This is a genomic window from Spirosoma fluviale, from assembly GCF_900230225.1.
In the GTDB taxonomy this organism is placed as follows: Bacteria; Bacteroidota; Bacteroidia; order Cytophagales; family Spirosomataceae; genus Spirosoma; species Spirosoma fluviale.
In genome coordinates, this window is the sequence record NZ_OCNH01000001.1 from 1,815,828 (window position 1) to 1,839,973 (window position 24,146).

Sequence of the window (24,146 nt, forward strand, 5' to 3'; positions counted from 1 at the left end):
GTAGAACAGGCGAAGGAAACGGTACATTTAAGCACTAAAATCCTTATTTCCCTATCTTTTACGTCAGATACTTATGAATCAACCTGCTCTGCTGGAGACCGAACTGGCTCCTTATTTCACGACGAAAGCACCGTTTCAGTTTCCAATTGAATTTCGTGTCGGGTTTGTCAAGTACTGGCCTATCGTTTCGCTCGTTCTGCTCATTCTGACATTACCCGGTATTCTGATCTTTCTGGGCATAGGAACGGCTTTCCTGCCTTTATCCTACCTGGGTGGGGTTGGCGCCGGGTTTGGGTACACCATCGCCATGGTGCTTACAATTGGGCAGGTGGTGTTGTGGGCTCTGGCTCTCCCCGGTTTGTTTAACCGCAAACGGCAGGGGTGGGTGTTAAGCTACTATGCTCAATTGATCAACATTTTAGCCAGTATTTTTTCCTTTAGTTTCTTCGGCATTTTGTTTGGTCTGTTATTTTTAATGCTGCTTTTTCAGATTCGGGACTATTATAACTGAGTCGTTCGTTCAGTATAGAGCAAAAAAGGCCGTACTTGTGTAGACTACGGCCTTTTTTATTGCCGCCCATATAGCCGGTCAACAGTTCATCCGTATATTGATTGCCAATGCATACCAGATACCCGTAGATTGGTGCATTGTATGTTGTAATTCCCTAAACTAACTGAACGTCGTTGATGAACAACATCCTCGAAACTCACCACATTATCAAACAGTACGCGGAACATCGGGCGCTTGACGATGTCAGTTTATCCGTTCCCAAAGGGTGTATTTTTGGACTTTTGGGTCCAAACGGTGCTGGGAAAACATCCCTTATTCGTATTATCAACCAGATTACGGCGCCCGATTCGGGAGAGGTCATTCTGGATGGCGAACGCCTTAATCCCAACCACATCAGGCGAATCGGGTATTTGCCTGAAGAAAGGGGACTGTATAAGAAAATGAAAGTTGGCGAACAGCTGCTCTATCTGGCTCAGCTAAAAGGGCTTACGGAAAAGCAGGCGATGGAAAAACTGAAAATCTGGTTCGTCAAGTTCGATATAAAAACCTGGTGGACCAAAAATGTTGAAGACTTGTCCAAGGGTATGCAGCAGAAGGTTCAGTTTGTGGCTACGGTTATGCACGAGCCGGATTTGATTATCCTGGATGAACCTTTTTCCGGCTTCGATCCCATCAACGCCAACCTCATTAAGGATGAAATTCTGGAGCTGAGGGACAAAGGCAAGACCATTATTTTCTCCACCCACCGCATGGAGTCGGTAGAGGAGCTCTGCGATAACATTGCCCTCATCAACCGGTCGCATAAAGTGCTTGACGGCCCCAAACAGGCCATCAAGGAGCAGTTCAAAACTCATACGTATCACGTTGAATACCAGGGCACGCTCGATACGCTGTCGCCAGCGTTTGCCGTGCTGAAAACCCGGCCAACAGATGATGGGTTTATGCGGGCCGATATTAAGATTCCGCCCGATGCCGCCGTGAATGAACTCATCCGGCATTTGCTCGACCGGGTGGCGGTGCGCTCATTCGGCGAAAATATTCCGAGTATGAACGACATCTTCATTCAGGCCGTTGGCGAGGTGCCAACAACCTAAGGCCGACTCGCTTATACAGTTACGTGTGTCTATGATTCATTTTACAGCTTTCTCCGCCGACCGGGCCGGTCGGTATAACTGATGAATACAATTTTTCTCATTATCAAACGCGAGTACATGGTTCGGGTTCGTAAAAAGTCGTTCATCATCATGACGATTTTAGGGCCGGTACTGATTTTTGGCTTTTATGCCATTATTGGCTGGGCCGCCGTTAGCTCGATCAATCAGAAAAAGATTGCCGTTGTCGACGAAAGCGGGCGGTTCGTAAACCAATTCAAGAACGACGACGAAACGCTGTATTCCTACCCGAAACAATCATTGGCCGAAGCGAAAAAATCGTTCGTCAAAGAAGGCTATAACGCCCTGGTGTTCATTCCGAAAGACGTGATCGAACAGCCAAAAACGGTAAAGATCTTCGCCGAGAAAAGCGTTAGTCTGGCACTTCAGAGCAACATTGAGCGGGCTATCGGCAAAGAGATCGAAACCATTAAGCTTGAAGAAGCGGGCATTACCCAGAAAGTTATTCAGGATGCCAAAGTCAACGTCGACGCCCAAACCATCAGTCTGAGCGACGAGGGCGAGAAGAATAATAACGGGATTGCCACAACCATCATCAGCGGATTTTGCGCGTTGCTGATTTATATCTCGGTGCTGATCTATGGTACTCAGGTGATGCGGGGTGTTATGGAAGAAAAAACTAACCGGATTGTTGAGGTAATTATCTCATCGGTAAAACCCTTCCAACTGATGCTGGGCAAGATTATCGGGGTAGCCCTGGTTGGTCTGACGCAGTTCATGCTCTGGATTGTGCTCACGATTGGGCTTATGACGATCGGTTCCAAAATTATCAGCCAGCCTAAAGAAACGGCTCAAACACAGATGGCGGCCCGCATGAATGGTATGCCCGGCGGACAGGAGGTACAGAGCAAGATGTCTACGGCTAAGAATCCTGTTGCCGACGTGATGGCAGCTATTGAAACGCTTCCGTTAACGCTCATCGTTTCCTGTTTTCTGTTCTATTTCCTGGGCGGTTATTTGCTCTACAGTGCTTTATTCGGAGCGGTTGGGGCGGCTGTCGATAACGAGACTGAAACGCAACAGTTCATGTTCCCCATTATGATGCCCATTATTGCGGCCATTGCCTTTGCGCAGATTGCTGTTCGGGACCCGGATGGACCGCTGGCTTTCTGGACCTCCATGATTCCGTTTACTTCGCCCGTGGTCATGATGGTCCGCATTCCTTTTGGTGTTCCCGCCTGGGAACTGGCCCTGTCCATGGCGCTGCTGGTGCTCGGCTTTGTGGGAACCACCTGGCTGGCCGCCCGTATATACCGGGTTGGTATCCTGATGTATGGCAAGAAAGTCACCTTCCGCGAACTCTCGAAATGGGTATTTTATAAAGGGTAAATAGTGGAGTGGTGGAGTAAGTGAAGTAGGTGGAGTCGACTACACACTACACTTATTCCACCACTTCACTCACTCCACCAAATCAAAATCCAATATCAATGACTAGCGGCTGGAGGATGAATTCGCTGGTGGTCAGGTTGTAGATGGTGCGGAATCCCGCTTCCAGAGGGGTACGAAACCGCAGGACGTTGAATACGAACGATATATCGAAGCCGGTTGTCTGGTACGCACGCTGCTTTGTTTCGTAACCCCGCAACCGATTGAATCCGTCGCGTACTTCGAGCACGGATTGCCCATCGGCCCGGTCATAAAACACCCCTCCCTTAATTCGCTGAATGTACAACCATCGGCCAAGCGACCAGTGGGTATCGGCAATGGGTAACCGGTATTCGGCACTGGTGGCTGTTATCTGGTCATCGCTGACATATAATTGCCCCCGTGGGAAAAACACGATCGGACTGAACCGGTAACTTCCCCGAGCCTGCTCCTGGTAACCCGCCCGCAAACGAATGGAATGGTGATTTGCCAGTCCGGGGAAAAACAGGTTTCCCTGAACACCCCACTGCTCCCCGGTGAGTTGGCCACCAAAAGGCGTTGTGCGGTAGTTTGCCGAAAGCGTTTGGCCCCAACGGGGAGCTACATCCCGTTTACTCTGCCGCAGTAAATGCGAATAACTAAACCCGTAGGTCAGCGCGTTGAGCGCCCCGGCTGTGCCAACTTCCGTCACATATCGAAAAGGTAAGTCATAGCCCGTGACTTGCAGGTAATTATAATAGGCAGAGAGATTAATGGTGTGGCTGTATTTAGAATTAGTCAGTTGAAGAGGTAACCGGAAACCGGCGGTAAGCTGGTTGTATTGCCAGTTATCGGTGCGTAAACTATCGACGGGTAATGTTCTGTCGATGTAAAGCGATGTGCTGCGCGTACCCCGCTGGAAACCCAGGTCGATAATGGGGTAGAGGCCCTGATAACTCAATAGGGCATAGGCATTCCCGGCGCGTTCCGCCTGATTATAGGTGTAGCCCACACCTATCTGAGTCGTACTCAGCAAATCCTGCGAATTGATACCAACTGTCAGCGCCTGTCCCGTACTCGCAACGGTTGGCCCCCAACTGTACACATTGACCGCATTAGCCAGCCGCCGAAACCGGGAAGGGGTGTAGGTTGTGGTAGTCGGTAGTGAGTCGGCCAGCGCCTGACGACCGGCAGCTGCCCCCGGTTCGGTGTTGACCAGCGGACCGAAATAACGAACGAGCTGTTCCGGTCCCGGTTCCGAAACCGGTTTCCAGTCGGCCGGGCTTACGGGCATGTCGGCGATTCGGTAACCGGTGGCCGTAAAATCCTCGAACGCCAGCCGTGTTCCCGATGGGGAGAGCGTAGCGTGATAGGCCGCCAACGGCCGGGAGGTCACCTGAAACACCTGTTTTGACCGGGTATCCAGGGCGTAAATATTGTCGATGCCCGACAGGGGCGAGTTATACAGTACGTAGTCTTTCCAGGGCTGTGGGTTGCTGATGTTTTCGCTTACTTCTGGCAACAGATCCGTCACCAAGTTCGATTCCGTATCAATGGCCTGAATCGTTTTCTTCCCGTTTTTTAGCGACACAGCAATCAGAGTTCGATTATCGTCTTTCCAGCGGGGATGCTGGTAAAAGGCGTTTTCAGGATTAGAAATCGTTATCTGAACGGCTCCCGTTTGGGCATTTAGTATCACCAGTTGCGTTTTAAACTGGTCCGTATTATCAACAGCAACCAGTTTGGTATTGTCGGGCGACAGCGCCACCGCCGTATACCGGGCGCGGTGCGTAAGTCGGGCTACCTTGCCCGTTTGCAGATCGAGCAACCGAATATTGGAATAAATCCGCTGACCCCAGCGCGGGTCGTACCCAAATTCAATCCAGCAGGCTTTGGTTGCCGTAGCCGACAAGAGGTTTGGGTCGTTGGTAAAACCCTGAACAAATGCCGTTTTCTCGCGCCCGTGCTTATCCAGGATAACCAGCCGTGGCGTATCTCCCAGCCCATTTTTAAGGCATAGAACCGTTGAATCGGTCAGAAATTGTGGATGCAGATAATTGGTGAATACGGGTCGGCGTGATTGCTCTTTCTCGGGATCAACCGGAAATTCTGCCGATGGGGTGAGTACCAGCCCTTGTTGCTGTTTCTGCCAGACATCGGTAATGTCGTCCATCGTTTTACGATACAGGTCTTCCGTTTTCAACCCCGTTTCGTCTTTGATACTGGCTGAAAACGCAAATGGCCACGGAAACCGGCGATAGTTTCGGTTTAGCACCCGGCTCCAGACATCGGGGCCATACGTTCGTTTGAGGTAGGTTGTCATAAAATACCCCATCACATAATGATTTGGCACATTGTCGCGGTAGGAGCCACCAACGGATTTCGGGTAGTCAAACCGTTTACCCGCCAGTAAATTAGCCCGCATACCCAGATCGAAGTTTGGTATTCGCCCGCGCCCGGCGGTACTCAGCAGCGTTTCGTTGCTAACGGCGTCGCCTTCGGCAAACCAGTCGGGTACGGTTAGCGAGGGTAAAATCAGACCTGTATTACCCAGAAACGTATACAGAAACCGGCCATAGCCCTGCAACGCTTTTTCATACTGCACCACATGCCGGTATTCATGGACCGCCAGCAGATCGAACCAGTTCAGTGTACCCGCCAATCCGGGGTCCTGGGGTGGTACGGCAAAAAATTCCGACCGCCGGGGAAACAGACTTACGAAACCGTTGCTGTTTGTCGTCTGATTTTGCAGTAAGACCGAAATAGGTCGGGGACGTTTCCCAAGCGAGGCACTGGCAGGTTCGTATAGACTTTCGAGTCGTTGGGCCGTTCGTTGGGCTGTAGAGTCGAAGCCTTTGGGATAAAGTACCCGAAAATGGGGTGTTTTAAGTCGGTACCAGTGTAGACTGGTGGGATTCTGGTCGAGAACGGGCAGGGTTTGTGCCAGCGTCTTAACACCAGCCAGTAGGAGAATAGCGGTACAGAAATGTCGTCGGATCATGCGGGAACAAGATACGGGTTTTTAGGAAAAACGCCCTGCATGATGACGCAGGGCGTATGAGTAGCACAGCCAGGAAGCTGCGAGTTGATAAAGTAAACGAACGGAGTTCGCTGCAGTATCGGCTAAATGGCCGCGTTATAAATACTTGATCACGAGATTGATCATCTTTTTCACCTTCTCCGTATAAGGCGGGTAAATGAACTTCATGGTGCCGAACTCCCGTTGCATGACGCCCCGTTGATTGGAGAACTCCTGAAAGCTGAAGAACCCGTTCGACTTACCCAGTCCGCTGTTATTTACCCCACCAAAGGGAAGCTCAACATTTCCGAATTGAAGCAGCGTATCATTTACGACGGTGTCACCGGCTGAACTTCGGTCGAGAATATACTGAATGTTTTTCCGGTTGCGGCTGTGAATATACAGAGCCAGTGGTTTCTCCCGTTTGTTGACAACCTGCAAGGCATCGTCGACGTTTATATAGGTGAGAACCGGCAAGACCGGACCAAAAATTTCCTCCTGCATCACGAGCATATCGTCTGTAATACCTTCGAGCAGGGTCGGTTCGATAAAGTTTGTATCGGGGTTTACGCTGCCCCCGTGTGCAACCGTCGCTCCTTTGTGCAGGGCATCTGTCAGCAACCCCTGAATCCGGTCGAAATGATGCTTGTTCACGATTCGGGCGTAACTCGCTGATGTTTCGACAGGCTGCCCGTCGGGGCTGTACATAGTCGTCAGTGAAGCTTTAAGTGCCTGCATAAACGGTTCTTTAACGGACTCCTGAACCAGCAGATAATCGGGTGCGATACAGGTTTGGCCGTTGTTGATGCACTTGCCCCAGGCCAGTTGCCCCGCTGCCTGATTCACATCGGCCGATTCGTCGATGATGGCGGGCGATTTACCCCCCAGTTCCAGCGTAACGGAGGCCAGGTGTTTAGCAGCTGCCGCCATAACAATACGCCCAACGGCGGGGCTTCCGGTGAAAAAGATATGATTGAACGGCAATTCCAGCAACGCTTTCGATACCTCGGCATCGCCTTCAAAAACAACGACCTCTTCGGGTAGAAATAGTTCGCTGATCATTTTTTTGATCAGTCGGGCCGTATGGGGTGTCAGTTCAGATGGCTTGAGGATGGCTACGTTACCGGCAGCAAGGGCGGACACCAGCGGCCGGATACACAGCACAAACGGGTAATTCCAGGGAGCAATGATGAGCACGTTGCCTTTCGGTTCATGAATCAGGTGGCTCCGGGTGCCAATCAGGGCCATGGGCGTGGGCAATCGCTGGGGCTTCATCCAGGTTTTCAGGTGCCGGATGGTGTGTTTAATCTCGGCATGGAGCGCCATCAATTCACCCAGAGAAACCTCGGCCGATGGTTTTCGAAAATCATCGTACATCGCCTGCTGAATCTCGGCTTCGTGGGCGTTAACCCACTGCTGAATTTGCCGGATGCGGTCAATCCGCTGTTCGGCCGTTGTAAGCGCCATTTGACTGGCGTGCCCACGCTGGGCATTAAAAGCCGACTGTAGATCGGTACGTAGGTTGGTATCGCTAGGCTGGGTTGTCATGAGAGTGGGTGATGGTTCGTCTGAAAACGAGTCAACTGGATGTGTTAAAAGTACAAAAAAACGGCCTGTTTAGTCGATATTGGCATTTAAAAGGTGAATCGTTTATCTTAGCTGAAACTTTAGTAACCCCTAAACCGGATGACGCTCGTTAGTGATAACATCCGCTACCTGCGCAAACTGAACGGTTTGACACAGGAGCAATTTTCTCGAAAAATTAATATAAAGCGTTCGTTGTTAGGAGCTTATGAAGAAGGCCGCGCCAATCCGAACGGACAAAATATACAAGCCATTGCCAAAGCATTCAACACGACCGTTGAACTGTTGACCCGCCAGGACCTGCGCAAACTTCGCGAAACACCCAGCCTAAGTATACCTTTAGGTCAGCCGGGTAAAGTAATTGAGTCCCGGTCAACGCCAATTCGGACAGATGGCCGACTGGATGCCGACGAGGACGACCCGTTTCAACACCCCGATTTTCCGGATATTTTTGCCCAGCCAACCTCGCCCGCGCCGGAACCACAGCCGCTGTCGTCGGTGCTGAATAAATACTACCGGGCGCAGGACGAAGGACGATCGACTCCCGTTCCGCCGGTAATCACGCCCCCTGTGCGGCCAACGCAGAACGCCCCCGAACGGCATCAGCCAACGGCCTTTAAGCCGGAACCACCGGTTACTAGTGCGCCCGAACGGGGCCGGTCGTCGCTCGATGAGCTGTTCAATTCACAGCCGGAGCCCCGTTCGGCACCTCAACCGCCGGTTAGCTCTTCGCCCGATGTCCTTACGTTCAACAATGTCTACGAAGGGCCGTCTTCCTCAACAAGGGCATCGGTATCGGCGCAGCCAATGGCCCCCACGATTCCGGTGGTCATGCAGCGTCAGTTTGCCGATTATTGCCAGCGCTATCAGCAGTCCGATTTTCTGCACCGTCTCCCGGCCATGCATCTGCCAACGTTACCCGATGGTCATTACCGGGCGTTTGAAGCGGGCGATGATTTTGTTTTCCCTAAAGCGTTACTGGTCGGTAAGTTCATCCGGAACTGGTTCGACATTGCCGATGGCAAGCTGTACATGCTGCTGATTCAGGCGCATCGGTCAGAAACCACGGGTGGGTCGGGCATTTGCTGCCGCCGTGTATATAACCAGGTAAAGGTAAAAGGAACCCTTCTGCTCACCGCCGACCGGGCCGACGTGCCCAACCGGGAGGTAGTCCTGAAAGACGTGCAGGAAGTGTGGGAAGTGACCGCCTTCGTCAGCCAGCAGTTGCCGCCACCGGCACCCAATACCGACCGTTTGAAACAACTGGTCGACGAACTTCGGTTTGAAGTCGAACGACTGTAAGTAGATTGTTTTTACGGGGTAGCGGGCCGTTCACTCATCGTTCGAATAAATGAAAAAATAATAAAACTATACGCTCTGTAACAGGTTAAAGAAGCGTAACTCAATTGACCAATCCGCGTATTTGTCCGAATGTGAAGACTGATCTGTACGGCTGGCCACCATTGATGTTTCGTTCCTTCCTCTAATTAATTTGGGCTTTGGTGCCGGGATTTTCCGGAAACCAAAGCCCTTTTCGTAACTGACGTACCGATAAGGCGTATTTTTGCCCACCTATGCGTTACTTTCTTCACCTGGCATACAAGGGCACCAACTATCACGGCTGGCAACGGCAACCGAACGGGCTGAGCGTTCAGGAAGTTCTCGAAACGGCTTTATCAACGGTTTTGCGACAGCCTACCGCTATCGTCGGTAGTGGCCGGACCGATGCGGGGGTTCATGCCGGGCAGCAATTCGCCCATTTCGATACCGAAGTTGCTATCCCGGTACAGCTGCTTCGTTCGCTCAACAGCATGATCCCTGCTGATATTGCTGTGTACGATTGCTTTCCGGTTCGCCCCGACGACCATGCCCGTTTTACGGCGCTGTCCCGCTACTACCAGTATCAGATCAGTCGAAGGAAAGACCCTTTTCGGGACGGACTCGTGTACGTATTTACCCTCCCGCTGAACGTCGAGCGGATGAACGAAGCGGCCAGCCGATTACTTCATCACATTGACTTTGAGAGTTTCAGTAAAGTCAGGACCGATGTTAAAACGTTTAACTGCCAAATTGAGCGGGCTTACTGGGCGCAGCAACCCAACGGCGATCTGGTCTTTCATATCAAAGCCAATCGGTTTCTGCATGGCATGGTGCGGGCTATTGTGGGAACGCTGCTGGCAGTAGGGCAGGAGCGCCTGAGTGTGGCCGATTTCGAGCAGATTATTTTGGCCCGCGACCGCAAACGCGCAGGTCGGGCCGCTCCTGCCGAAGGCTTATCACTCGTTGAAGTCGGGTATCCCGAAGAGGTAATGTGTGGCAGGCAATAGCCACTGTCCCGGATGGGAAAGATGGCAACGTAAATCCGGGCCGATCAGAACGGTAGGTGCGGCAAAATGTGGTATCTTTAATTAAAAAAAATTTCTCTTGAAAATAGGCATCATCATATTGGCCGCCGGCGATTCTTCCCGAATGGGGGGCGATCCCAAGCAGCTAATTACATATAAAGGGCAGTCGCTGATGCGACGGGTAACGGAAAGTGCCTTAGCCCTGCAACGTGGTCCGGTTATCGTTGTGCTGGGTGCCAATCGGGCTCAGATCGTTCCCGAACTGGACGGATTACCCGTTACCATCGTCGACAACCCAAGCTGGCCGACCGGTCAGGCATCTTCCCTCAAAACGGGACTTGCCGCCTTTTACCTGACTCATAAAGACATCGACGCGGTACTGATTCTGCATATCGACCAGCCGCTGGTTTCGCTGGGGTTACTCCTGCATATGTTTGACGTCTATCACGAAGAGGACAAAGGCATTGTGGCCTGCCGCTACGGTACTCAACTGAGTGTGCCCGCTATTTTTCACCGTAATTACATTGATGAACTCCTGCAACTGAAAGACGATAAAGGCGTAAAATGGGTAATTGGCCGTCATCGCAGCGATTGTGTAGAAGTGCCTTTTGAAGCCGGTGCCATTGACCTCGACTCGAAACGCGACCTCGACCTGTTTCAGCAGGCCGTAACGCAGACCTAACAACCATGCAAAAACTGGCTACTGCCCACGACCTTCAACAGCGTCTCAAGACGGTCCTTGACACCGTTGAACGGGAATTCTCAACCCTCACCGACGAGCAACTCCGTTGGAAACCCGCCCCCAACAAATGGAGTATTGTCGAATGTTTACAGCACCTGAATCTGGCTGAGCGGTTCTACATTCGCAACATCCAGCACAAAGTTGACAAACTGGGGTTGATTCAAACTGTACCCATCGACCAGACGCTCGAAAGTGATCTGGTTGGCAAGGCCCTGCTGTACATTGTCGATCCGCAGGGTAAATTAAAGTTTCCCGCGCCGGGCATGATTCGGCCCCGTTCGGCTGCCGATTTGCAGCCCGCCGATGTGATCGGGCAGTTTCTGGATTTACAGACATTACTGCACAGTATGCTCGATAAGGCCGTTTATATCGACTGGAACCGGGAAAAGCTAATGACGATTTTTGGCAATTGGTTAAAGATCAACCTTGGCGATGCGCTCCGGATGCTGGTTGCTCATACCGAACGGCACCTGAACCAGGCTATGCGTGTAAAGGCTGAAATAAATAACTTTGCAAAATAGGCTACGAAGACAATCATCTATTGAATGAAAAATTATATAACTCAGGACCCCTGGAATATTGTTGAAGACGGGTTTCACCCCGATTTTAATGAAATTACGGAAAGCGTGATGTCGCTCGGCAACGGTCGGCTTGGTCAGCGGGGGAACTTTGAAGAGAAATTTACCGGTAAATCCTTACCGGGTAATTATGTTGCGGGCGTGTATTACCCCGATAAAACACGGGTTGGCTGGTGGAAAAACGGCTACCCCGAATACTTTGCCAAAGTACTGAATGCCGCCAACTGGATTGGCATCGACATCGATATAGAGTACGAAACTCTGGACCTGAACCAGTGTGAGGTGCGTTCGTTTCGGCGGGTGCTGAACATGCAGGAAGGCTACCTCGAACGCTCGTTTGTTGCCGTGCTCAAAAGCGGCAAAGAGCTGGAGGTCAACGCCAAACGCTTTTGCTCCATCGTCGACGACGAAGCCGGCGCCATTCGCTACGCCATCAAACCCCTGAACTTTGAGGCCAAGATTACCATTACGCCCTACATCAACGGCGATATCCGTAACCGCGATGCCAATTACGACGAAACGTTCTGGGATGAAGTTCGGAAAGAGACGGGGTATGGCGAAGCGTATATCGAACTCCGCACCCGTAAAACGGGCTTCCATGTGGCTACCGGCATGTGCGTTGAAATTGAGCAGGATGGCGTAAAGGTCGACTATCAGTCGCAGCCTCTCAAGTACGAAAAATACGTAGCAAACCGGATGACCCTCGACTGTCGGAAGGGTCAGGAAACGGTCATTTATAAGTACGCCGTAAACCTGTCGTCGCTCAATTATGACCCAGACACGATCATGAAGGATGCCCGTCAGTACATCCAGCGGATCACCCGGAAAGGGTTTGAGAAGATGCTGTTCGAGCAAAAGCAGGCCTGGGCCGATAAATGGAAAACCAACGACATCATTATTGAGGGCGATATTGCCGCTCAGCAGGGTATCCGGTTCAATATATTCCAGCTGAACCAGACCTATACCGGCGAAGATGAGCGGTTGAACATCGGCCCAAAAGGGTTTACGGGCGAAAAATACGGCGGGTCGACCTATTGGGATACCGAAGCGTACTGCCTGCCATTTTACCTGTCTACCGCCGACCAGAAAGTAGCCAAAAACCTGCTCGTTTACCGCTACAAGCAACTCGGTAAAGCCATCGAGAATGCGCAGAAGCTAGGTTTCCGGGCCGGAGCGGCCTTGTATCCCATGGTGACCATGAATGGCGAAGAGTGCCATAATGAATGGGAAATCACGTTTGAGGAAATCCACCGAAACGGCGCAATTGCCTATGCTATCTTCGATTACGTTCGTTACACCAGCGATGTGCAGTATCTGGTCGAGTATGGGCTGGAAGTCCTCATTGCCATCAGCCGGTTCTGGAGCCAGCGGGTCAACTGGTCGAAGGAGAAGGAAAAGTACGTGATGCTGGGCGTTACGGGCCCCAACGAGTACGAAAACAACGTTAATAACAACTGGTACACCAACTACATAGCCGCCTGGACGCTTCGGTACACCACCGAAGCCGTGGCGAAAGTGAAAGCGCTCGATGCCGATAAATACGCCGACCTGATCGACCGGATTCACTTCCGCGAAGAAAAGGAACTGGCCACGGCTCGGCAGATTATTGATAAGATGTACCTGCCCGCAGATGACGAAAAAGGTGTTTTTCTGCAACAGGAAGGCTTTTTAGATAAAGACCTGATGCCCGTATCGGACATTCCGAAGGGGCAGCGCCCCATCAACCAGAACTGGTCGTGGGACCGGATTTTGCGGTCGTGCTTCATCAAGCAGGCCGATGTGTTGCAGGGGCTTTATTTCTTCGAAGACGAGTTCGATACGGAGACCCTGCGCCGAAATTTCGATTTCTACGAGCCGATGACCGTTCACGAATCGTCGCTCTCGCCCTGCGTTCACTCCATTCAGGCGTCGAAGCTGGGCATGAAAGAGAAAGCGTACGAGATGTACCTGCGCACCGCCCGGCTCGACCTCGACGATTACAACAACGACACCGAAGATGGCTGCCACATTACGAGTATGGCCGGTACATGGCTGGCCGTTGTGAAAGGATTCGGCGGGTTGCGGATTGAACAGGTAAACGGGGCCGATCCTCGGGTAGTCCTCAATCCGTATTGTCCGGACAACTGGCAGTCGCTGGCGTTTAAAATCCGGTACCGGGGCGCACTTTTGCAGGTAACAACTACCCAGCAGGATGTGACGGTGGCCAACTTCTCGGCGCAACCCATTACAATACACCTACTCGGCGAAGAGGTGGTTATTGGGGCGGAGAGCCAGCAGACCGTGTCAGTGAAAATAGAAGCCTAAGGCGTAGTGCGTGGTTAACAGGTTAACCCGTTCTCGGTTAATACCAGCGAATGACCCGTTAACCACGCATGACCGCTAAATGGACGTTAAACAAAATCCCGGAGGTAATTTTAACTGGATCGCGCCCGTTTACGACGCACTGGCATTTTTAGTCTTTGGCCGTAAACTACAGCGGGCGCAGGGGATTTTTCTGGATCGAATACCGCCCAAAGCCTCCGTACTGCTTGTGGGTGGAGGAACGGGCTGGCTGCTGGAACAACTGCTGGTCCGGTGTAAGCCAGAACGGGTGCTCTACCTCGAAACATCGAGCCAGATGGTAGCCCGCGCCACCCGCCGAATGGCGCGGAAATCTCTGCCGGGCACGGTGATCTTTTGGGTAGGCGACGAAACAACGCTCGATCCCAGCAACCAATTCGACGTTATCCTTACGCCATTTCTACTGGACCTCTTCAACGAACAAACCTTACAGAATCGCTTGATCCCCTCTCTGTTGCGCGTACTTAAGCCCGGCGGAATGTGGCTGGTTACGGATTTCGTATTGCCTCCCGCCTGGTGGCAGAAAGTGCTTTTATGGACAATGATCCGGTTTTTCAGGCTTATCGCGGGTATCGAAACCAGAACATTAGCTAACTGGCAGCAATGTCTTACCGACGCAGGGTTATCCCATCAGGCGCGTAAACCGCAGGTGGACGGCATGGTGTCGGCAGAGGTTTGGACGCGATAAGGCAGGTTATTGGTTAGTAGTTATTGGTTATTAAGTTAACGTAGATAATGGCCGCGTAGCGGCTTGATGTTTGTAGTAAAAGTAGCTCTCTGATCCACCGAGCGTGCCGTAGGTACGCGATTATCGGTGTATGTCGCGTACCCACGGCACGCTGGTGAATCAGAAAGCTACTTTACTACAAACATTTCGTGCCTATGGTGCTTAAACTGCTGATATTCAAGCACTAAATCTCATTGTTCACGTTAAGTTACTAGCTATTTACCACCAACCAATCGTTACAAATCGCGAAACAGCTTGGTTAGGGCTTTATAGTCGCTGATGTCATACCATTCTTCGGTGCCCAGATTGAGCCATTGGCCATCCCGTCGGGGGCGTTTCAATTGCGCATCGTCGGGATCATAATCGTAATTATACACCTGGCTCATCACGTGAAGTAAGGTAGACCAGGGTACAGTTTTTGTTTGCTCCTGCCGGTTTTCGACGGACGTAACGGTAACTGAACGCTCGGCAAACGACGCTTTGAGCCGCAATTCATGCTCTCCGGACGGGTTGCTTAGGTTTACATAAATCAACTCGAACGGGCGTTCGCGACCCATGGCTTCGTACGTTGCCTGAATCAATTCCTGCATCAGATACTGCCAGTCATCTGCTTTCTCGGGCCTACCGCTAAGGGTGCCTGCCTTGTCGCTGGTCACGGTAATATCCCAGAAGTCATCATCTTCATCTAAATCCTCTTCGTTGGCGGGCTGGAGTTTTGTTTTGCGAACCAGGTTGGCGAGTGCCTCCCACCACGCTCTCGGCAAACGACCCGACCAGGCATAATCATCATCCCGGGTATAGCCTTCGGCAATGAGCTCATCGTCGTCAATATCGTCGCGGTCCGGATACGTAATCGCCAGATCTACCTGGATGGCATTGGCAGCAACGGTGTTTATCGAGAGGGTGAAAAAGTATGAATAAGGCGCGGGCAGCGACCGGGCCGTCTGGTAACGAATCTGAAGACTTTGGAAGGACATAAGAAGTCGTGTTGACTAGTCTGGCAAAGTTAACGTATTTGGGCTATAGTCGCTTTCTGATCAATCTTACCGGTGGGTGTTTCCAGAAATCGGGCTACAGATATCACGTCTTTGGGAACAGCGTAGGCTCCAAGTTTCTCCCGAATAACCTCCTGAATCTTCGCCCATAGCTGACTGTCGATGGCTACCTGCTCGCAGATCACCACAACCCGCTGGCCCAATCGTTCGTCGGGCAAACCGGCTACAAAAAGCCGGGAGGGTAACACACCTTTGTCGGTAGATTCGTTGATCAATGCGCTGTTAATCAGCTGTTCCACCTGCTCAGGCTGTATTTTAACCCCACCGCTGTTAATAACCCGGTCGGCTCGCCCCAACAGCCTGAACTGTGTATTGCCAGTCCCTGCGTCAGGCAACAGTTCAACGACATCGTTGGTCTGAATTTGCTCAAAATTAGTGGCGGCCGATGTGATGTGCAGACAACCCCGCGCATCGGTACCCAGTTGAACACCATTGAGAGCCGTAAATAATTCGCTGGCATCAAGGCCATTGAGTCGGCGGAGGGCAATGTGCGAAACGGTCTCTGTCATGCCGTACGTAGCATAAACGGGTGCTTTGATAGCGCTTAGCTGCTTTTCAAGTGCCGAACTGGTAGCGGCTCCTCCAACCAGAATCGCTTTCATGCCGTTGAGAAGCTGGATTTTTTCGGGCGTCTTCTCCAATATGGTTTGGAGTTGAAGCGGCACGAGGGCCGTAAAGGCAAAGGTGTCGGCTCCGGGTGTAAAATCGAGCAGGGGATTGGCCGATGGCTCAATGATGGTCATGGGCAGCCCCAGTTCCAATCCCCGAACAAGCATCATAATCCCGGCCACGTAGCGGATGTTAAGACAAACAAGGGCTGAGTCATCCGGCTGTAAGCCAAGTGTTTGACCAGTCAGTCGAGCACTCGCCTGCATCTGCGAGCGGGTAAGGGCAATGGGTTTAGGCGTGCCGGTTGAGCCGGATGTGTATAAGGTAAACTGTTGCTGCCCCCCCAGCCAGGATCGGCAAAACGCCAGCGCTTCTTCTTCATAGGGCGTTTGGGGCGTTGGCCAGGAGTTGGGGTGAGCCGGGTCAAGATTCATCATCAATTGTGCACCCGAATTGTTTGGGCAGCTGTATTTACCTCCACAATATATTGAGTAAGGGGCTGGGTGGCCGGGCCAACAACGACTTGCCCTGTGGTGTTGAAACGGGACTGATGCAACGGACAATAAAACTGGTTTTCGACGGACTTAAACGTCAACTCAGTACCCTGATGTGTACATTTTGCGGACACCGCTACGTATAGACCATCTTTTGTTTGCGCCACAATGACGTCGTTTTTAATCACATAGCCGCCTTTAACGAGTAGGTTTTCATTGATTTTCTCGTCCAGACGAAGTGTAAAATCTATTTTCAGGGTAGGGTCTGGCGTCGGGTCCGGATTTGCCTGCGCTGAACAGCCCGCCATGCAGCGGGTCAACAGGATAGCGCCAATACTGGTACCCACAAGTCGGAAAAACTCGTGGCGTGGCATTATCGTATTCTCTGCGGGGGTAACGGTGGTTTCCATATTCGTTTTAACGTACTTTTGTGGCACCAGGCCTGTTAGGGGTGTAAATATGCTTTATTTTTTGTCATTCAACGACAGCAAACAAAGACGTTTGCCGGGCTGTTACCCAAACATTACGTATGGAAGAAGCAAAAATTTTCGTCAACCCGATTTCTCCGGACAAAGTGGCCGAATCGCCAGGTCTGCTGACGTATGCACATACCGCAGGCGGAGCCGTAATACGTCCTGAAGATAAGGGTAAAATTACGGGCCGGGCGGTATCGGCCATGCGCGAGCAGACAGATATGCAATTGAGCCAGTTGTATAAGCAAATGCAACTGCTTGCCGAACAGGCTACGGCTATTCGAAACCGGGTCGAAATATCGGAGCGGATTTATTCGGCTCAAATGAGTTTTGAACCCGTAGTCGGTCATACCTATTATTTTTATCAGCGTAAAAATGGAACCGATCTGCTGTCAATGATCGCGCCCAACGAATGGGGGCGTAAATTTCCGTTTGAACGCTGTCTCGCTACCGTCCGTATGATGGCTGACCATACCTGGGACGTGTACTATCACGAAACCGAATTTTCAATGGGTGAATGAGTAAATGAACTGAATCAAATCCGTAAAGTGATTTTTCGTTTATTCACTCATTCGCTAATCGCACCGGCGACCCGGTTATTCATTAACTATGCAAAGCAACTACCCCTGGGAAACGATCAAAGAGTACCAGGAAATCATCTTCAGCTACTACGACGGAATCGCTAAAATCAGCATCAACCGGCCGCACAAGCGGAATGCCTTTACGCCATTGACCGTTACCGAAATGTCGGAAGCCATGGAACTGGCCCGGCAGGACGAACGCGTAGGGGTAATCATCCTGACCGGCGAAGGTGGAGAAGCCTTTTGTTCGGGGGGCGATCAATCCGTTCGGGGACATGGTGGTTACGTGGGCACCGATAAAGTACCCCGTTTGAATGTGCTGGATCTGCAAATGCAGATTCGTCGTATACCCAAGCCGGTAATCGCGATGGTGGCCGGTTACGCCATTGGCGGTGGGCACGTGCTACATGTGGTTTGTGACATAAGCATTGCGGCCGAAAACGCCCGTTTCGGTCAAACGGGTCCCAAAGTGGGCTCGTTCGATGGCGGGTTTGGGGCATCTTATCTGGCACGGGTTGTGGGGCAGAAAAAAGCCCGTGAAATCTGGTTCTTGTGCGATCAGTACAACGCCCAGGAAGCGCTGGATATGGGACTGGTCAATAAAGTGGTTCCCCTCGACGAACTGGAAGAAGTAACAATTTCCTGGTGTCGTAAGATGCTGGAGAAGAGCCCATTGGCGCTCCGGATGCTCAAGGCATCCTTCAACGCCGAACTAGACGGTCAGGCCGGTATTCAGCAACTGGCGGGCGATGCTACACTGCTCTACTATTTATCGGAAGAAGCGAAGGAGGGTAAAGACGCCTTTCTGGAGAAGCGAAAGCCGGATTTTAGCAAATTTCCGAAATTTCCCTGATGAGTTGGCGGGCCGAAATTTGATATATAAATTGTTGACTATCCAAAAAATAAGAGGAACCATGGGGGTTCCTCTTATTTTTTTGGGTAAATACCAAACTGGTCAATCGACTGATGTTGAGCTAGTAACCAAATCCTTTGTATGTAAATATTATGTTACTTATCGTAAAAAAAATACATTAGATACTCTTATATTTACATACTAATATGCCGTAGCTTAAAATTTAAAGATGTTTTTCCGTTTTTTTTTAATTCTTTGCGGGTTAATTGCTCTGCGATTAGCTCAGGCGCAGTCGTATACTGTACGATTTACGCATCTAACAACTGATGAAGGTCTTTCTCAAAACAATGTAACCTGCATTTTACAGGACAGGCGTGGTTTTATGTGGTTTGGTACCCGCGATGGCCTGAATAAATACGATGGGTATACGTTTACCCTCTACCAAAACGATCCGCAAAAGTCGTCGAGTCTGAGTAACAGTTATATACATACAGTTTTTGAAGATGCCCAGGGGCGCTTGTGGGTGGGTACCGACGAGGGAGGGTTAAGCTTATTTGATACCGATACCGAAGTCTTTACTAATTTTCAACACATCCCCGGTGTAAAAAATAGCCTTAGTCACAACAAAGTGATGGCCATTACCCAGGATGCGCAGGGCTATCTGTGGGTGGGCACTGCGGGTGGCGGACTGGATCGGTTTGATCCCCGGCAAAAAACGTTTACACATTATACGCATCAACCCGAAAAGCCGGGTAGTCTTAGCGATAATCGTGTCGGCGCTCTCTTTATCGATCGTGCCGGAATACTCTGGGCGGGTACAGACGGGGGTGGTTTAGACCGTTTCGATAAAGCTTCCGGTCTTTTTACGCACTATCGACATAACCCAGCCGACCCGCGCTCCTTAAGTCATGATCAGGTAACTACCTGTTTTGAAGATACGCAGAGACGCTTTTGGGTAGGAACTGAGGGGGGCGGATTGAATCGGCTCGACCGCGCTACCGGCCAGTTTACGCGGTATCAGCATCCGTCAGATCATCCGGCTCAACTACCCCAGAACAACGTAATGGTTCTGGCTGAAGACAGTCACCAAACCATCTGGATTGGAACGCAAAATGGTGGTATTGATCTGCTCCACAAAGACGGTTCATTTACGCATTACAGATACAACAAGGATGACGCCGACGGATTGAATAATGGATCTATTTACGCCATGTGCCGGGATCGTGTGGGGGCTATGTGGATTGGAACCTACTCCGGAGGGGTAAATAAGATAGATGCCCTTCCGCTCAAGTTCAAACTTTTTCAACACACCACTGTCAGCACCTATAACCTGACCAACAACAACATACTTGCCATTCGGGAGGATCAGCGGGGCGATTTGTGGCTGGGGACCGATGGCGGAGGAATTTGTGTTTTGAAGAAAGGGAAGTCCGTCTTTACTGCTTACCAGGATAAGGGCCGAAGTGAATCTTTATATGGCCGTAATTACGTACTGGCCATTTATGAAGATTCACATAAGCAAATCTGGACGGGTAATTACAAAGGCGGACTCTGCCTGTTTAATCGCGCCAGCAATACATTTGAACAGAAGGGTGAGTTTAATCAGCTGAGTATCAGTGTTATAATGGAGGCAAGGAATGGCATCCTATGGCTTGGTACTTTCGAAGATGGTCTTATCCGCTACAATAAACAGACGGGGGCCACTACCCGGTATCGGGCTAATCCAGCACAGCCCGGGCAACTTAATTACCACACCATTACGGCACTTTGGGAAGATCATGCCGGTAATATCTGGGTGGGAACGGAAGGTGGGGGCATAAATGTGTTCCATCCGGGCCAAAATAAATTTACCCAGTACCAATATGAACGGCAAAATCCCAAAAGCCTGAGCAATAATATGGTGACTGCCCTGTTCGAAAGTGCAACGGGTCAGCTTTGGGTAGGTACCAACGGGGGACTCAACAAGTTCGATGCCCAGTCGCAGACGTTTACGGCCTACGGTCGGTCGAAAGGAATAGCTAACGACGTGATTCAGGGAATTTTGGAGGACAGGCGCGGTACGTTGTGGCTTAGTACGAATAAAGGGTTGACGGCCTTTAATCCAAAAACATTTGCAGCACGCAACTTCGACTCCAGTGATGGGCTGCAGGAGAGCTCGTTCAATCGGGCAGCAACGTTTAAGAGCCCCGGCGGTCAATTCTTTATTGGCGGGTTGAGCGGGTTCAATAGTTTTTGTCCGGACAGTTTAGCATACAATCCGTTTATTCCGCCAGTTTATATAACCGACTTTCAAATTTTTAATAAACCGGTTCGTGTTCAGGATACGGGGTCACCACTGGCAAAGTTAATCAGTGTAACCCGCAACATTACGCTCAATTATGATCAGTCGGTGCTGTCGTTTGGGTTTGCTGCCCTCAATTACTCTTTCCCCGACAAGAACCAATACGCCTACAAACTCGAAGGTTTCGACAAGGACTGGACACTAGCGGGTACCAAACGAACGGCAACCTACACTAACCTTGATCCGGGAGACTACGTTTTTCGGGTGAAAGCGTCGAATAACGATGGTGTCTGGAACAATACCGGAACGTTTGTCAATTTACACATTATCCCTCCCTTTTGGCAAACCTGGTGGTTTAGAGGCTTGCTTCTGATTACCCTGCTGGGTGTATTGTACACGGCCTATCGACTGCGGGTTCATAATATCCGGGAGCAAAAAATAATCTTGCAGAGTCAGGTGCAGAAGCGAACCCGCGAGGTAACCCTGCAAAAAATGGAGCTCGAAAAACAAGCCATTCATTTGCAGATATTGAATGAAAAGCTAGAGCAACAATACGAAAAACTAGCCCAGCAATCGGCGCAGGAGCAGCAGGCACGGCTCGAAGCTGAAACGGCCAATAAAGCTAAAAGTGTGTTTCTGGCCACAATGAGCCACGAAATTCGTACCCCGCTGAATGGCGTTATCGGGATGACATCGCTTTTGGAAGATACGCCTTTGTCTGAGGAACAGCGGGAGTATACCCAGACCATTCGTAGCTGTGGCGAAAGTTTGTTAGGGGTTATCAACGATATTCTTGATTTCTCAAAGATTGAATCCGGCAAGATGGAGCTGGAACAACAGCCCATCGAACTGCGCTCCTGCCTCGAAGAAGTACTGGATATGTTTGCGGGCAAAGCCGGACAAACCGGCCTCGATCTAATTTATCAGATTGACCAACAGGTGCCCCCTCAAATTCTGGGGGATAGCCTGCGTCTGCGGCAGATCTTAATTAATCTGGTGGGTAATGCCGTTAAGTTTACGCATGAGGGCGAAGTTATGGTTTGGGTCCAACTCGTTTCGGTCCGGCCCGATCAAACAGTTGAGTTAGCCATAACGGTACGTGATACGGGTATTGGCGTTCCGGCTAATAAACTCGGTCAGCTCTTCAAGGCCTTCTCTCAGGTCGATTCGTCCCATACCCGCCAATATGGCGGCACCGGTCTGGGCCTTATTATCAGCCAGCGGCTGATTGAGCTAATGGGGGGCGAAATCCAGGTTGAGAGTGAAGAGGGGAAAGGCACAACTTTCCGGTTTACCCTGGTGTGCCAGACGGCAGTGCAACAAAAGCCGGTTCCTGCGTACGGATCGGGAAGCGCAATTGCCGGGAAGTCGGTCCTTATTGTGGATGACAACCAAACCAGTCAGCAAGCCCTTCGTACTCAACTTGAGCACTGGTATCTACGGCCTACCCTGGCCGGATCGGGCCGGGAAGCGCTGGCCTTAATGGCTCAACAGGGACCATTCGATCTGGTTATTACCGACCAGCAAATGCCGGAGATGGATGGTATTGAATTAGCCGGAAAACTAAAAACAAGCTACCCAAATGTGCCGGTTATCCTGCTGAGCTGGGTAGGCGATCAACGGCGAAAAACCCATGCCGACTTGTTCTCCGGAATGATCACCAAGCCCATCCATTACAACCACTTGGGGCAGTCAATCCAACAGGCCCTTACACCACATACAGGCGCTTCTCCGCACGTTACCGACCGTTCGCAGTCAGCTTATAAAGCGGATTTCGCCCGTCAGTACCCCTTGAAGATTCTGATTGCTGAAGATAACCCGATCAATGTAAAGCTCCTGGTTCGGGTACTCAACAAGCTGGGCTATTCACCAACCGTTGCCAGCAATGGCCAGGAAGTGCTTTTGCGGTTGCACGAAGGATTCGATCTGATCTTGATGGATATACAGATGCCGGAAATGGATGGGCTGGAAGCAACACGGCTCATCCGTCAGCAACCCATCCTGCAACCCTGGATTATCGCACTAACGGCAGACGCCATGCTGGAAGATCGGGAGTTGTGTCTGGCTGTGGGAATGAATGAGTACATGTCGAAACCCCCGGTTCTGACCCAACTGACAAAGTCACTTCAACAGGTGAGCCTGATGAGCCGGGAGCGTAATATACCCGCCTAGCTTAGTTGGTTGTTCGTTAATGTGGTTATTGTTAGATAGCTACCCACTTGTCGAATAATGAATCACTAAATCGTTTTCCTGTTTCGTCGGGAATCCTGCCAGATAAGTGCCTCATCCGTTCGGGCAGAAAAGAAGTCGATACATTTTCCATCGCCGGAGCCAGCAAATCCTCCCGATGGAGAACATAGAACCTGTCCATTTTCAGCGAATAGTGTACTTGGTATATCACAGCACCGGGCCGACAGGTAGTACACCGTTTTTCCCTTGTATGTATACTGGTAGATACTGGCCGGGGGAGTCCAGACGGGCTGATTCTTTGTTTGGTTGATCAGGATCTGAACAAAAGCAGGTAGGACCTGCCGTGAGGGTTTATCCTGCGTAAAGCCCAAGGCCGTCAGGGAAAACAGAGCAAGAAGTTTAAGCTGGTCGTGCATCCGGAAGTTCGTTAGCCGTTTTAATCGGACAGGCTACTTTCTCCCGGATTCTGTTTGGTCATAAAGGGTTGTACTGGCATGCCATTAATGCTCCACGAATAAAATCGCTTTTTTGTGCCCTTTCAGCGTATAAATCAGCACAGCCAGCCCCACTATCAATGCAACGCCAAGCATCAGCAGGAGTGATGTGAACGACTGAATGGCCAGCTTGGCCAGTATAGAAAGACCAGCATAGAAAAGCCCCAGATAAGCCCAGCCGGGCTTTCGCATAAGTGGATACACTTCATCGACATACCCCGACAGAGTGGGTAATACAACCACCTTTAGCCGGTTCCAATCCCATACAAGCAGGTAGACGTTAGCCAGTAACATCAGAAACGTGATAACGGGTGTTCCGGCGAAATAATAGGAAATAGTTATCACAAAGATGTTTACTATAATAGGGAAGAACATCATTGCTCCCAATGTACTGAAGACTTGAGTCATCAGTAAAAAACCGGCAATCAATTGTCCCCAGCCCAGAAATTGCCAATAAAGGCCCGACTGGTACAAGGTCTCAAAAAAATGCCAGGCATCATGGATCGGGGCATTCGCTCCCGAATCGGTAGTAAAGCGCTGTCCCTGGATTTTAACAATACTGGCAAAGACAAACGCCCCGCCAAGAAGATACCGTAGGTAGATCGTGAAAAGCTGAATGACGGCTAGCTGTTTCAGTTTTAATAAATTCATGTGTTGAGGTAGCCAGGTGAGTTTGCATAGATAAGGAGAAAATAGACAAGTGTGAATAAATATGGGAGAGACTAATTTCCAACCAGATTAACATGAGCAGTTT

Annotated in this window: 19 protein-coding genes; 12 read left to right on the forward strand and 7 right to left on the reverse strand. The window is 50.7% G+C overall.

The window, feature by feature from the left end; all coding sequences use genetic code 11:
* Positions 1–73 precede the first annotated feature (73 nt).
* The 3 genes from CRO74_RS07680 (at position 74) to CRO74_RS07690 (ending at position 3,012) form a co-directional block, all read left to right on the forward strand.
* On the forward strand, positions 74–511 hold the full coding sequence (locus tag CRO74_RS07680) for a chromate transporter (protein WP_097125391.1): 438 nt from the start codon (positions 74–76) through the stop codon (positions 509–511).
* Between the two features lie 176 nt (positions 512–687).
* Entirely contained in the window at positions 688–1,605 is a 918-nt protein-coding gene (locus CRO74_RS07685; protein ID WP_097125392.1) for an ABC transporter ATP-binding protein, read from the forward strand.
* Between the two features lie 81 nt (positions 1,606–1,686).
* A complete protein-coding gene (locus tag CRO74_RS07690; protein ID WP_097125393.1) occupies positions 1,687–3,012 on the forward strand; it encodes an ABC transporter permease in 1,326 nt (441 codons plus the stop codon).
* Between the two features lie 82 nt (positions 3,013–3,094).
* Here CRO74_RS07690 and CRO74_RS07695 read toward each other — a convergent pair whose 3' ends face one another.
* Both CRO74_RS07695 and CRO74_RS07700 read right to left on the reverse strand, forming a co-directional pair.
* Positions 3,095–6,028 (reverse strand): TolB-like translocation protein, encoded by a 2,934-nt coding sequence (locus tag CRO74_RS07695; RefSeq protein ID WP_097125394.1) that lies wholly within the window; start codon positions 6,026–6,028, stop codon positions 3,095–3,097.
* 135 nt (positions 6,029–6,163) lie between these two features.
* Positions 6,164–7,594 carry an aldehyde dehydrogenase family protein gene (locus CRO74_RS07700; RefSeq protein WP_097125395.1) on the reverse strand — a complete coding sequence of 477 codons (1,431 nt, stop codon included), beginning with the start codon at positions 7,592–7,594 and terminating at the stop codon, positions 6,164–6,166.
* 138 nt (positions 7,595–7,732) lie between these two features.
* Here CRO74_RS07700 and CRO74_RS07705 point away from each other — a divergent pair, with 138 nt between their 5' ends.
* The 6 genes from CRO74_RS07705 to CRO74_RS07730 all read left to right on the forward strand — a co-directional run bounded on the left by CRO74_RS07705 (position 7,733) and on the right by CRO74_RS07730 (position 14,323).
* Positions 7,733–8,932, forward strand: coding sequence for a helix-turn-helix domain-containing protein (locus CRO74_RS07705; protein WP_097125396.1), 1,200 nt, complete (start codon positions 7,733–7,735; stop codon positions 8,930–8,932).
* A gap of 272 nt (positions 8,933–9,204) precedes the next feature.
* Positions 9,205–9,957, forward strand: coding sequence for a tRNA pseudouridine(38-40) synthase TruA (gene truA, locus CRO74_RS07710; RefSeq protein ID WP_097125397.1), 753 nt, complete (start codon positions 9,205–9,207; stop codon positions 9,955–9,957).
* 97 nt (positions 9,958–10,054) lie between these two features.
* A complete protein-coding gene (locus tag CRO74_RS07715) occupies positions 10,055–10,657 on the forward strand; it encodes a nucleotidyltransferase family protein (protein ID WP_097125398.1) in 603 nt (200 codons plus the stop codon).
* A 5-nt stretch (positions 10,658–10,662) separates the two neighbouring features.
* The gene (locus tag CRO74_RS07720; protein WP_097125399.1) at positions 10,663–11,238 is read left to right on the forward strand and encodes a DinB family protein; all 576 of its coding nucleotides are present in this window, start codon (positions 10,663–10,665) and stop codon (positions 11,236–11,238) included.
* 24 nt (positions 11,239–11,262) lie between these two features.
* Positions 11,263–13,599: a glycoside hydrolase family 65 protein gene (locus tag CRO74_RS07725; protein ID WP_097125400.1), complete on the forward strand. Its 2,337-nt coding sequence runs from the start codon at positions 11,263–11,265 to the stop codon at positions 13,597–13,599.
* Positions 13,600–13,678: 79 nt separating this feature from the next.
* Positions 13,679–14,323, forward strand: a complete 645-nt coding sequence (locus CRO74_RS07730; RefSeq protein ID WP_097125401.1) for a class I SAM-dependent methyltransferase — start codon at positions 13,679–13,681, stop codon at positions 14,321–14,323.
* 275 nt (positions 14,324–14,598) lie between these two features.
* Here the strand turns inward: CRO74_RS07730 and CRO74_RS07735 are convergent, their stop codons facing one another.
* From CRO74_RS07735 to CRO74_RS07745, 3 genes are read right to left on the reverse strand one after another with little or no spacing between them, the layout of a single operon-like run.
* Positions 14,599–15,339, reverse strand: coding sequence for a hypothetical protein (locus CRO74_RS07735; protein ID WP_097125402.1), 741 nt, complete (start codon positions 15,337–15,339; stop codon positions 14,599–14,601).
* A 29-nt stretch (positions 15,340–15,368) separates the two neighbouring features.
* On the reverse strand, positions 15,369–16,463 hold the full coding sequence (locus CRO74_RS07740) for an AMP-binding protein (protein WP_097125403.1): 1,095 nt from the start codon (positions 16,461–16,463) through the stop codon (positions 15,369–15,371).
* Complete coding sequence (locus CRO74_RS07745; protein WP_097125404.1) at positions 16,463–16,930, reverse strand: QcrA and Rieske domain-containing protein; 468 nt, start codon at positions 16,928–16,930, stop codon at positions 16,463–16,465. Before CRO74_RS07745 ends, CRO74_RS07740 begins: the two co-directional genes overlap by 1 nt.
* Positions 16,931–17,049: 119 nt before the next feature.
* Here CRO74_RS07745 and CRO74_RS07750 point away from each other — a divergent pair, with 119 nt between their 5' ends.
* From CRO74_RS07750 to CRO74_RS07760, 3 genes are all read left to right on the forward strand, one after another.
* Positions 17,050–17,514 carry a DUF2452 domain-containing protein gene (locus CRO74_RS07750; RefSeq protein WP_097125405.1) on the forward strand — a complete coding sequence of 155 codons (465 nt, stop codon included), beginning with the start codon at positions 17,050–17,052 and terminating at the stop codon, positions 17,512–17,514.
* A gap of 88 nt (positions 17,515–17,602) precedes the next feature.
* Entirely contained in the window at positions 17,603–18,427 is an 825-nt protein-coding gene (gene menB, locus CRO74_RS07755) for a 1,4-dihydroxy-2-naphthoyl-CoA synthase (RefSeq protein WP_097125406.1), read from the forward strand.
* Between the two features lie 229 nt (positions 18,428–18,656).
* On the forward strand, positions 18,657–22,880 hold the full coding sequence (locus CRO74_RS07760) for a hybrid sensor histidine kinase/response regulator (protein ID WP_097125407.1): 4,224 nt from the start codon (positions 18,657–18,659) through the stop codon (positions 22,878–22,880).
* A gap of 65 nt (positions 22,881–22,945) precedes the next feature.
* Here the strand turns inward: CRO74_RS07760 and CRO74_RS07765 are convergent, their stop codons facing one another.
* On the reverse strand, positions 22,946–23,314 hold the full coding sequence (locus tag CRO74_RS07765; protein WP_245877779.1) for a DUF6970 domain-containing protein: 369 nt from the start codon (positions 23,312–23,314) through the stop codon (positions 22,946–22,948).
* A gap of 84 nt (positions 23,315–23,398) precedes the next feature.
* A complete protein-coding gene (locus CRO74_RS07770) occupies positions 23,399–24,043 on the reverse strand; it encodes a hypothetical protein (protein ID WP_097125408.1) in 645 nt (214 codons plus the stop codon).
* Positions 24,044–24,146 lie beyond the last annotated feature (103 nt).